The organism is uncultured Chloroflexus sp. (assembly GCF_937129525.1).
Lineage (GTDB): Bacteria > Chloroflexota > Chloroflexia > Chloroflexales > Chloroflexaceae > Chloroflexus.
In genome coordinates this window covers 34,927-46,244 of the sequence record NZ_CAKZNK010000075.1, presented here as the reverse complement: position 1 = coordinate 46,244, position 11,318 = coordinate 34,927, and the positions used below count along the sequence as shown (strand labels likewise).

Below are 11,318 nucleotides of genomic sequence, written 5' to 3'. Positions count from 1 at the left end.
ATCGCCTATCAGCTATCGCCTATCGGCTATCGCCTATCAGCTATCGCCTATCGGCTATCGCCTATCAGCTATCGCCTATCGGCTATCGCCTATCAGCTATCGCCTATCGGCTATCGCCTATCAACTATCGCCTATCGGCTATCGCCTATCGCCTATCACCGATCAGCTTCATACACACTAACCGTACCACTAACCTCGTTAGCCACCAGCACCAGCGCCCTTCCGCTTGGGCTACGATTGGCCGGAACGAACGTCACAATCTCTGGCCCGCTATCTGGACCAACGCTCGCGCCACCAAAGTCACGATTATTGATGTATTGCACAAAAACCGGCGCATTGGGCGTGCTGATGTCAAAAATCATCACGCCGCCTTGGCGTTCAAGCCCAACAAACGCATACGCGCGCTGACCGATTCTGCCGATCGCCAGCCCTTCCGGTTCAGGCCCCTTGTTATCGCTTCGACTATCGAAATTGTTCTCATCGTTATTGCTGTTAAAGAACGTCGGATAGGTCGTTGCCACAATCTGCTCGATCTGATCGCCGCTGTCGAAAACCAGGCGCCCTTCAGCATCCCAGATCGAGAACGAACGGCCACCAAAGACGTGAATCTGATCAAAGTCACCATCGCCGTCAATATCGCCACTCGCGTTGCTCACGGTAAGACGACCCAGCGCTGCATTCACTTTCAATGATGTTGCATTCGGAAATACCGTCGGGTCGAGCTGATACCGACTCGATCCCACGCGAATCTCTTCATTAAAGCCACTGTACTCGCGCGCATCACCCTCGTTGGCCGTGACCAGATAGGTCTGTCCACGCACTTTGTACGTGGCAATTGCATCCGGTTGATACATACCAAAGACCGGCCAGGTAGTGATGTTGATAGCGCTATCGCGATCGCTGGCATCTAATCCGTGACCGGCGATGCTGTGATCCTTCAAACCCAGCGACCGCACCCATTCAACGCAGAAGAAGCGCAGATCGATCTTCGCGATCGCATTGTTCTCTTGCAGCGTTACATATGCAAACTGATTATCCGCAGTCACTGTGATGTATTCCGGCTCGAGATTCTTCTGCACTGCATCGGGATCGTTGGCGGTTGGCCCAAAGATGCGAGTTGCCGGATCGAATTGATCACGGTACGCACCGCCAACTTCAAATTCACTAAAACCGATGTGGATGACATCGTGGTCACGCAGACGGCGAATGTTGCCACTGACCGGAATAATGCTGATCGTGCCATACGGGTCGATAGTATAGGTATCGTTCGGTTCGCCCTCGTTGGCGACCAGCAACAGGCGACCATTGGGGGAAAAGGTGAGCATGTCAGGCAGCGCACCGACTCGAACGTGGTTGAGATACCTGCCATCCGGATTGAAAAAGACTACGCTGCCTGGATCAGTCTTCGGATCGGCTTCAACCGCAACCGCGACCAGATTGCCGCGCGCGGCCACACTGTTCGGCCCGGCGCCATATGGTGAAAGGTCGATCCGGGTAATGCGACTCGGAGCATCGATGTTACTGAGATCAACAATATCGAGCGAATTTCCAACACTGTTGGTAACGTACATCCGATTGCGGCCAAAGGCAACGGTTTCTCCAGAAAGGCTACCCAGTCCGGTTGTGTACGTGGCGCGCAGCGTAAAAACCGGCGCAGCGGACGTGGCCAGCGCAGATACGGGACTGATCGCACTGACTAAGAGTGCGATGGCGACGATCATGGTCAATACCCGAAGATGCATAGTGCTATTCCTCCTCAAAGCGGACACTTGCATCTACTAATATAGATGATGGTTGTTAAGCAAAGATGATGGCGAGATTAAGCCGGTGTATGATCACAGCGAACGGTTATGAGGGGTAACCTCGATCATTCGCCAAAGTTAACAGTCTCCCGGAAAATATCGAATGGCTTGTTCGGCGATGATGCCGGTATCGGCTCGGTTCTGGTTACCCGCAACAAGCGGTGATGACCGTTGATTGGCTCAACTGCTCACTATCCGAACTTCAATCCGGTCAGGCAGAGCGCGATCAAGCCATGCGGTGTGCAGCGTAAACAGAGGAATGTTGCGCCTTATTGCAGGAAGCTACCGCGCCCCATAATGCTCAACGAGCCAGGAACGGCACGAATACCGCATGGGTCGGCGCATTAATGGCAATCGGTTCGGTAACGAGGCCGGTCGCGTCGCGCAAGCGGACAAACAGCCGGCGTGTTTCCGTTTCCCCCCACCGCCAACGCACTTCCGGCAGGAATGGTATCCAGGTCGCATCGGCAAAATCTGGCGTTGCGCTAAATTGCATCTCTAATGGCTGATGCTGATCGAAGGCTGTGATCTGAATGCTGATCAAATCGTCTTCGATCTGGGCTGTGTGTACTTCGACCTGTGGCGGCAAATTGAGTTGCACAGTTTGAGTGACGATGGTCGTGTTGCCGGCCCGATCCAGGTAATGCACCTCGACCACGTGGCTACCCTCAATCGGTGGCAGACTCCAGCGATAACTATCGTAATAAGGCAATGGATCGCTCAGCTCACCGTTAATACCGAGAATGACAGCGGCAATGCTGCCATTGTCATCGATGGCGTTGGTATCAATACGAATACCTTGCCCGTTGAGCTGGCGCTGTTCCAGGGTCAATGGTGGCGCGCTCGCCAGAACGGCAATTTCTTCTTCTGTGAGCGGGCGATCAAACGCGGCCAGCTCATCAAGCTTGACTCCTGCTGCGGCGCCGCCGCTGCTAAATCGACCAAGATGTATGAGGCCGCCGGTCATAACAGGCAAGACCGCATTGTTGCGCTCGGCCACGCGCTCGCCGTCGATGTACAACACTTTCGTGCCGCTAGTTGCGTCCCAGATTACCGCAAAATGGTGCCATCCTGCGGGCAACGTATCCGGCACACTCAGCAGATCTTCGCCGCTCGTCACATCACCGACTGTCCAGAATGTCCATTGGGCGCTGTTGTTTGGACCGAGCCGGTCGCGACGCAGCGCCAATGTGCCGGTATAGACCGGCGCCCCTGTCGGTTCGGCGCTGGTTGCCCAGAGATAATGGCGGTTGAGACTGTTGGCCGACCAGCTTGTCGGAACTTCCACCCACAGACTAATAGTGCCCTGGTCGGGATTGAAATTACCGGTGGTTGGGAACGCAATCTCGGCGTCGTCGCTGATCAGTGCCTGACCAAAACGTCCTGGCGCGAAGCGCAACGTTCCGCTCACCTGAGGTAGCCCTTGTCCAACCGTCTGCGCCGGATGACCATCGAACGTGACTGCCAGCAACAGATCATCTGGAGGTGAGACCCACAGTGTTCCGATTGGTGGAGTTGTATCAACCGGTTGTGCCGGGTAATCGGGTGGGGTAAAGTCATACGTTCCGATCAGATCAGGATGCCACAGCCACTCACTGGCAGCGCAACCGGCGTAGTTCGGGCATGGATCGGGGCCGGGGCCGTGCCAGCCATACGGATCAACCTGCTTGCGAATGCCGCCTTCCCAGCGGCGCACCTCAAAGTGCAGGTGTGGCGTACCACTTACGCCACTCGCGCCACTCACCCCAATCCGCTGCCCCGTGACAACCGGGATACCGTTACCGTTGCTGAAGATCGGATCGAGTGCGCTCAGATGCCAGTATACCGTCTCGTACCCGTTCGGATGAACGATCACCACCCCCAGGCCGCGCGCTTCGTTAAAGGCATATGCGGTTCCAGCCGCTGCCGCCAGAATCGGTGTAGCGAATGGCGCTTCTGGAAAGACATAATCGTGCCCATCGTGACTGTTGTATTGAACATTGCGACGACCGAGATAATCGACCATCTCGCCGTTTCCATCGCCGCCGAGATCAACCATCGGGTACATGTGATCAAAATAGGCGAGGTGAATGACACGTGTCCCTGGCGGCCAGGGTGCTCGCAACCAGCCAACGTTGCCGGCGGGCGCAGCGGCAGGTGGCGCAAGCTCACCATCGAAGTAGGTTTTCAGGGCGGTATGGGTGGCTTTTACTGCGGCTAACCAGGTCGCCGAGTCGCGCCCCTGAGCCAGGAAACGCTTCATCGCAATCCATTCCGCTGGCTCAGCGAGGGAGAGCGTAAGGCTCAACCCGTCGCTCAACCGGATCACCGGTGGTTGTTGATACGGACCCAATCCGGCGCGCAATTCACGATTAACCCAGGCTATCTGCTCGTCGAAACCAGCCGGGCCGTGGAGGCCAAAAGGATGCGAGATCGCTTCCGATGGTGGCGAGGGATTGCTTAGCAAGCCTGCCGTTGCTTCGAGCAAGGCCAGGCTCAGAAAGGGGCTAACACCGAAGTAACTACTCTGCTCTTCAATAATGTCGGCTGCGCTGCGCCCGGCGATAATCAGGTCTTTCAATGGGCCTGGTTGTCTGTTCAGAAACTCTGCCACGCTCCACCCACCCGCCGGTTGTGCCGATAAGGGGGTTGCGGCAAAGATGAGGAAAAGAATGAAGATCCAGCGGCTAAGTCGAAGCATGATGACGATCACTGTCGAATACAAGCGCAGCCTGCATTGCTGCTCCTAGTAATAATAACGCATACGCAGCCAGTTGGTTGCGCATTCGCTGACAAACAGGGCAAATTTGTGAGCGATTTCAGGCCAACAGCATAACGGATAGATCGCGGCGCGTTCGTTCATCCATCCTCGCCTGTGCAATCACGGGAGAGTTGCTACAGTCTGAGGATTGGACGGCAGGCGGACAGAGCAGGCCACGCGCCGAGTCTGGGGGTCATGCGCGCAAGCGGGAATAAAACGGGGCGGGGCATCCCCCGCCCTTGTCTTGTGCCGGATGGCGATTATTCAGCGCGAGATCCGTCTTCGCGTTAGTCAGCAGCGGTTGTCTTCACCGGTTGCGGATGGCTTGCCTCGTATTCAGCAATCGCTGCTTCCTGGTTGAGTAAAAAGCCAAGCTGATCAACGCCGTGGAGCAGGCAATATTTGCTGAACGCATCGATGGGAAAGCTGATCTGGCGACCATCAGGCAACGTAACCGTCTGTGCTGCCAGATCGATCGTTAGCGTCATCTGGGGATCGCTGGCATACAAAGCCACCAGCTCATCGTACATTGACTGTTCGATGGCAACCGGCAGCAACCCGATCTTGAGCGCATTGCTGCGGAAGATGTCGGCAAACGATGGCGCAATCACCGCGCGGAAGCCGTAATCTTGTAACGCCCACGGCGCATGTTCGCGCGAGCTACCACACCCAAAGTTGCGCCCGCTGATCAGTATCGTTGCGCCAGCAGCTTCCGGTCGATTGAGCGGAAAGTCGGGGTTAGGCGAGCCATCGGGCAGATAGCGCCAGGCTTCAAACAGGCCGGCAGCCAGTCCACTCTTGTCGGTAACTTTGAGGAAACGGGCCGGAATAATCTGATCCGTATCGATATTCTCTACCGGCAAAACGACTGCTTTGCCGGCAATGATTGAAATGGGTTCCATACTGGTCTCCTGAGCATCGGCAGCTTTGCGTCTAGTTTAGCAAGGTGCGCGGATCGGTGACAACGCCGGTGATAGCGGCGGCGGCGGCAGTCAAGGGACTGGCCAGCATTGTGCGCGCTCCCGGACCCTGCCGGCCCTCGAAATTGCGGTTCGAGGTGCTCACGGCGTATTTGCCCGGCGGGACCTTGTCGTCGTTCATGCCCAGACATGCGCTACATCCGGCTTCGCGCCATTCCGCGCCGGCCTCTTTAAAGATCCGATCCAACCCTTCGGCTTCGGCAGCGCGTTTGACCTGCTGCGAGCCAGGCACCACCATCACACGCACTCCAGGGGCTACTTTCCGCCCACGGAAGAATTGAGCGGCCTGACGCAGATCTGACAGCCGCGAGTTAGTGCAAGAACCGATGAAGACCACATCCACCGGGTGGCCAAGCAATGGTTTGCCCGGTTCCAGGCCCATATATGCCAGCGCCTTGTCGAGCGCGGCGCGGCTGCGCGCATCGGGCATGTCCTCTGGCCGCGGCACTGGCGCGTCGATTGGAATGCCCATACCAGGATTGGTGCCGTAGGTAATCATCGGCTTCAACTCGCTCGCCGAGAGGGTTAACTCATGATCGAACGTAGCCCCCTCATCGGTAGGCAGTGTGCGCCAGCGCGCTACGGCGGCCTCGAAGTCGGCCCCTTTGGGCGCGAACGGTCGTCCGGCAATATACTCGAAAGTGGTATCATCAGGCGCAACCATTCCCGCGCGCGCGCCACCTTCGATGCTCATATTGCAGATCGTCATCCGCTCTTCCATTGAGAGCGAGCGGATCGCTTCACCCATATATTCAAACACGTAGCCGGTGCCGCCACCAACACCGTATTTGGCAATCAAAGCCAGAATAATATCTTTCGCTGTAACGCCAGGACCGAGTCGCCCATCAATCCGCACGGCACAGGTTTTTGGTTTTCGCTGCAAGAGACATTGGGTTGCCAGCACGTGACCCACTTCAGACGTGCCGATGCCAAAGGCGAGCGCGCCAAATGCTCCGTGCGTGCTGGTATGGCTGTCACCGCAGACAATCGTCATCCCCGGTTGCGTCAATCCCTGTTCCGGCCCGATCACGTGGACGATACCCTGATTCTCGTGACCAAGTTCAAATAAAGGAATGCCAAACTCAGCGCAGTTCTTGCGCAGTTGTTCAAGCTGACTGATTGCCATTGGATCGAGTACCGGAATGACACCGAGATGGTTGCGTGGCGTCGTTGGAGTGCTGTGATCCATCGTGCCCAGGGTCTTATCGGGCCGGCGCACACGCAGCCCGCGCTGACGCAACTCAGTGAAGGCCTGCGGCGAGGTCACTTCGTGGATCAGGTGCAGGTCAATGTAGAGCACTGCCGGGGTTTCCGGGGTTTCCGGACGCACCAGATGCGCGTCCCAGACCTTTTCAAACAGTGTTCGCGGTTTGCTCATCTCTCCTCTCCTTGCCGCGCATTGCGATGGTTGCCGTTGCTGCCTTGCCAGCGCGGATAACTGCCAAAAATCTTCAACATACCGGTATGCTGGCGGATCCGCTCTAGCGCCCGGGCAACATGTGGTTCGCGGCGATGCCCATTAATATCGACCAAAAAGATATACTGCCCCAGAATTGCGCGGGTTGGACGCGATTCCAGTTTGGTCATATTGATATTTTCGATGGCCAGCTCTTGCAATGCGCTGACCAGACTACCGGGTCGGTCTTCGCGGGTGAAACCAAAGCAGAAACTGGTTTTATCATCGCCGGTCGGCGGCGCGTCTTCTCGCGCCAGCGCGATAAAACGAGTAACGTTATGCGGACTATCGGCAATATCGCGGGCCAGAATGGCGGCCCCCACCAGTTCGGCGGCGCGCAACGTGCCGATTGCGGCGGCTGGTCGCTCATCGGCCAGCGCCTCGGCAGGCGCGGCTGAATTGCTCAGCGATGCCACCGTTGCCACACCCGGCAGGCAACGTTCGACGAAGCGCCGACATTGGGCCAGTGATTGCGGGTGAGCATACAACACTTTAATATCGCTCAGTTGTAAGCCGGGTCGGGCCAGCAAATACTGTCGGATCGGCACGACAATCTCACCAGCAATCTGCAAGTCAGTTTCGTGGATGAGCAGGTCAAGCGTATAGCTGACACTACCTTCCAATAGATTTTCAATCGGAAGAATGCCAACAGTTGCCGCTTCGGTTTCGATTGCGGTCACTACCGCCGGAATGCTGGCCAATGGCAACAGGCGCGCCTCGCGCCCGGCAGCGTAGGCCAGCGCCGCTTCTTCGCTGAAAGTTCCCGGTGGGCCAAGGTAGGCAATCGTGTGCATCATGGATGATAGTACAATCCGAATCTAAAATGGATACCTGCGGGAGGGGGCGATGTGGAGTCGCCCCACAGGCAATGCTGCTAGCCGAGCGTGCTCCCGCCAAAGATGTCAACCGGCAACGAGCCAGATTCACCGCTGTAGCCAGCCGAATAGGCCATCGCTTCGGCCTTGATGCGCTCCTGGCGGGCAGCCAGCATCTTGTTTAGCGCGGCCATATATGCCTGCGCTGCGGCAACAATCGTGTCGGTATGCACGCCGTAACCGCTGAAAATCTGCTGTGCCTGGCGGCGTCCGGTCAGACTGGTTGCGGTGCTGCTGCTTTCGCTCAACCGGGTTGATGCGCCTTGCTCACGGATGCGTACCGTCACCTCGGCAACGGCGTCAAGCCCTTCAGTAATGGCATTGATCGAAAACTCAATCAACTCGTTCGGGCGCTGAATGATCCGATTGATCGCCTGGTAGACCGCATCGACCGGGCCGGTGCCCTGCGCGCTATCAACTTTGGCCTGACCATCCGGGCCGATCAGGCGCACGGTTGCCGTCGGGATCATCCCCACGCCGGAAGCGTATTGCACGTGATCGAGCTTATACAGCTCTGGCGTATGCTGCATCTCGCCAGCGATCAGCGCCTCGATGTCACGGTCATCAACCTTCTTCTTGCGGTCACACAGATCCTTGAAGCGGGCAAAGACATGCTGAAATTCTTCTTCATTCAGCCTGTAGCCCTTCTCTTCGAGGTATTTGCGGAAGGCGTGACGGCCCGAATGCTTGCCCAACACCAGGGTATTGCTATCGAGGCCAACCGTCTCGGCGCTCATAATTTCGTAAGTCTGGCGATACTTCAACACACCGTCCTGGTGAATGCCTGATTCGTGGGCGAAGGCGTTTGCGCCGACAATAGCCTTGTTTGGCGGCACCGGTACGCCGATAAAGCTGCTGACCAGCCGTGATGTGCGGGCAATTTCGCGCGTCTGAATCCGGGTGCGCAAGCCATAGTACTGCTGGCGGGTGTGGAGCGCCATCACCACCTCTTCGAGCGAAGCGTTACCGGCCCGTTCGCCGATACCGTTAATCGTACACTCCACCTGTCGCGCGCCGGCCCGCACTCCGGCCAGTGAATTAGCGACTGCCATGCCCAGATCGTCGTGACAATGAGTCGAGAGGATGCAACGCTCGATCCCCGGCACATGTTCGCGCAGATCGCGGATCATTGCGCCGTATTCATCGGGAGTCAGATAACCGACCGTATCGGGGATATTGAGCGTGGTAGCGCCAGCCGCGACTGCCACTGCCACCGCCTCGCGCAAAAAGAGCGGATCGGTGCGACCGGCATCCATCGGCGAAAATTCAACATCCTCGCACAACGAACGAGCATAGCTCACCATCTCGTGGATCAGTTCCAGCGCCTCGGCGCGGGTCTTGCGGAACTGGTACTCGAGATGAATGTCTGAAGTGGACATAAAGGTGTGAATGCGCTTCTTCGCGGCAGGCTGGATCGCGCTCCAAGCCTTATCGATGTCATCGCGATTGGCGCGGGCCAGCGCAGCAATGATCGGGCCATCGGGCGTGCCGATTTCGCGCGCGATTTCATGCACCGCAGCCCAGTCGCCGGGTGAAGCGGCGGGGAAACCGGCCTCGATAATATCCACGTTCAGACGGGCCAACTGGCGGGCAACCTCCAGCTTCTCTTCCAGCGTCATCGTACAACCGGGGGCCTGTTCGCCATCGCGCAGAGTGGTGTCGAAAATACGGACGTATTCTACGCTCGGTTCGGTGGTATTAGTCATAGCTCGCTCCTGTCGCAATTGAGATAGAGGGAGTGAGAACAGGGCATTGATTGGTACCCTGTTCTCTTCCCGCAGCCATCTTACGCTCCGCCCTCACCCGGCTTGACTTCACGCGGGTTCACAAAGGGCATCATTCGCCGCAACTCACGGCCAATCTGCTCGATTGGGTGGTTAATGTCGGCCTGGCGATACGCATTGAAGCGCGGTCGGCCATTGTGGTTTTCGTCAATCCAGTCTTCGGCGAAGGCGCCGCTCTGGATGTCGGCCAGGATCTGGCGCATCGCGGCCCGCGTCTGATCGGTAATGATCTTGGGGCCGGCGGTATAGTCGCCCCATTCGGCGGTATCGCTCACCGAATAGCGCATGTAGTTCAGGCCACCCTGGTAGAAGAGATCGACGATCAGCTTCAGCTCGTGCATACACTCAAAGTAGGCTACTTCGGGCTGATAACCGGCCTCGACCAGCGTTTCGAAGGCGGCCTTGACCAGCGCGCTCACGCCACCGCAAAGCACGACCTGCTCGCCAAACAGATCGGTTTCGGTCTCTTCGGCGAACGTCGTGCGCAGGACACCGGCGCGGGTGCAGCCCAACCCCTTGGCATACGCCAGCGCATCCTCGAACGCGCCGCCGGTGGCATCCTGCTCAACCGCAATCAATGCCGGCACGCCACCGCCTTGCACAAACACTTCGCGCACGCGATGACCGGGCGCCTTCGGCGCAACCATGCTGACATCGATCCCCTTGGGTGGCACAATCTGACCGAAGCGGATGTTAAAACCATGGGCGAACATCAATGTCTTGCCCGGTTCCATTGCTGGCGCGATATGATCGCGGTAGAGATCGGCCTGGCCAATGTCGGGGGTCAAAATCATCACAATCTGCGCTTCGCGCGCCGCTTCGGCCACCGTCATCGCCTTCAGCCCCGCCTCTTCCACCTTTGCCCAGCTCTTCGAACCAGGGTACAGACCGACCCGCACATCGAGACCGCTATCGGCGAGGTTGCGGGCATGGGCATGGCCCTGACTGCCGAAGCCAATGATGGCAATCGGTTTGTGCTTCAAGCGGTTGAGATCGGCCTGATTGTCGTAGTACAGCTCTGCCATAATCGTTTCATTCCTCACGCTGATGCGGCGTTGAATTGCCGCAAACGGTAGCAAAGAACCACTGAGACGCCCACCGTGGGCGTCTCAGGGATGACGAAAGTTAGTTAAGCGCCGGTACTGCCACGCCATTCGTGGCCGGCTCGACATACTCGCCGGCATTATGCCCGCGCGCGCCGCGTACCATGGCGATCCGTCCGGTGCGCATCATCTCTTTGATGCCGTAGGGGCGCACGACTTCAATGAAATTTTCGACCTTGGCCGGAGTGCCGGTCATCTCGATAATCATCGTGTTCGAGCCAACATCAACGATCCGCGCGCCGAAAACGCTACACATCGAGATGATTTCGTGCCGGGCCGCCGGCGGCGCGTGCAGCTTGATCATGGTCATTTCCCGCTCGACCGTCGGGTCATCGGTAACATCACTGACCTTGAGTACTTCGATCAGGCGGTAAAGTTGCTTGACCACCTGCTCAACATCTTCCGACTCGACCACAATGGTGATGCGGCTGACGCCGGGTGTTTCGCTGTGACCAACGGCCAGACTCTCGATGTTGTAGCCGCGGCGGCGGATCAGCCCGATCACACGGCTCAACACGCCGGGCCGATCTTGCAACAGGGCGACGATGGTATGCTTTTTCATGGTGTGTGACTCCTTA

8 protein-coding genes and 1 pseudogene are annotated in these 11,318 nt (G+C 57.6%); 1 reads left to right on the top strand and 8 read right to left on the bottom strand.

The genetic code is table 11. The features are described from left to right. Positions 1 to 181: pseudogene (locus Q0650_RS09560) on the top strand (hypothetical protein); the annotation flags it as partial. Here Q0650_RS09560 and Q0650_RS09555 read toward each other — a convergent pair. The 8 genes from Q0650_RS09555 to ilvN form a co-directional block, all read right to left on the bottom strand. Continuing rightward, complete coding sequence (locus tag Q0650_RS09555) at positions 156 to 1,742, bottom strand: choice-of-anchor I family protein (RefSeq protein WP_298818326.1); 1,587 nt, start codon at positions 1,740 to 1,742, stop codon at positions 156 to 158. The pseudogene Q0650_RS09560 and the gene Q0650_RS09555 sit on opposite strands and share 26 nt — an antisense overlap. Before the next feature lie 361 nt (positions 1,743 to 2,103). Next, positions 2,104 to 4,482 (bottom strand): LamG-like jellyroll fold domain-containing protein, encoded by a 2,379-nt coding sequence (locus Q0650_RS09550; protein WP_298818324.1) that lies wholly within the window; start codon positions 4,480 to 4,482, stop codon positions 2,104 to 2,106. Positions 4,483 to 4,829: 347 nt separating this feature from the next. After that, positions 4,830 to 5,444: a 3-isopropylmalate dehydratase small subunit gene (gene leuD / locus Q0650_RS09545; protein ID WP_298818322.1), complete on the bottom strand. Its 615-nt coding sequence runs from the start codon at positions 5,442 to 5,444 to the stop codon at positions 4,830 to 4,832. Positions 5,445 to 5,475: 31 nt separating this feature from the next. Further along, positions 5,476 to 6,900: a 3-isopropylmalate dehydratase large subunit gene (leuC, locus tag Q0650_RS09540; protein ID WP_298818320.1), complete on the bottom strand. Its 1,425-nt coding sequence runs from the start codon at positions 6,898 to 6,900 to the stop codon at positions 5,476 to 5,478. Further along, positions 6,897 to 7,772: a prephenate dehydratase gene (gene pheA / locus Q0650_RS09535; protein ID WP_333691636.1), complete on the bottom strand. Its 876-nt coding sequence runs from the start codon at positions 7,770 to 7,772 to the stop codon at positions 6,897 to 6,899. Before pheA ends, leuC begins: the two co-directional genes overlap by 4 nt. An 80-nt stretch (positions 7,773 to 7,852) precedes the next feature. After that, the gene (locus Q0650_RS09530) at positions 7,853 to 9,559 is read right to left on the bottom strand and encodes a 2-isopropylmalate synthase (RefSeq protein ID WP_298818316.1); all 1,707 of its coding nucleotides are present in this window, start codon (positions 9,557 to 9,559) and stop codon (positions 7,853 to 7,855) included. Between the two features lie 80 nt (positions 9,560 to 9,639). Then, positions 9,640 to 10,686 carry a ketol-acid reductoisomerase gene (gene ilvC, locus Q0650_RS09525; protein WP_298818330.1) on the bottom strand — a complete coding sequence of 349 codons (1,047 nt, stop codon included), beginning with the start codon at positions 10,684 to 10,686 and terminating at the stop codon, positions 9,640 to 9,642. 76 nt (positions 10,687 to 10,762) lie between these two features. After that, complete coding sequence (gene ilvN / locus Q0650_RS09520) at positions 10,763 to 11,302, bottom strand: acetolactate synthase small subunit (protein ID WP_298818314.1); 540 nt, start codon at positions 11,300 to 11,302, stop codon at positions 10,763 to 10,765. Positions 11,303 to 11,318: the final 16 nt, after the last annotated feature.

Bases quoted from the DNA above. Each gene is read 5' to 3' on its own strand.
- Q0650_RS09555 (WP_298818326.1), bottom strand. From the start codon at position 1,742: ATGCATCTTCGGGTATTGACCATGATCGTCGCCATCGCACTCTTAGTC.
- Q0650_RS09550 (WP_298818324.1), bottom strand. From the start codon at position 4,482: ATGCTTCGACTTAGCCGCTGGATCTTCATTCTTTTCCTCATCTTTGCC.
- leuD (WP_298818322.1), bottom strand. From the start codon at position 5,444: ATGGAACCCATTTCAATCATTGCCGGCAAAGCAGTCGTTTTGCCGGTA.
- leuC (WP_298818320.1), bottom strand. From the start codon at position 6,900: ATGAGCAAACCGCGAACACTGTTTGAAAAGGTCTGGGACGCGCATCTG.
- pheA (WP_333691636.1), bottom strand. From the start codon at position 7,772: ATGCACACGATTGCCTACCTTGGCCCACCGGGAACTTTCAGCGAAGAA.
- Q0650_RS09530 (WP_298818316.1), bottom strand. From the start codon at position 9,559: ATGACTAATACCACCGAACCGAGCGTAGAATACGTCCGTATTTTCGAC.
- ilvN (WP_298818314.1), bottom strand. From the start codon at position 11,302: ATGAAAAAGCATACCATCGTCGCCCTGTTGCAAGATCGGCCCGGCGTG.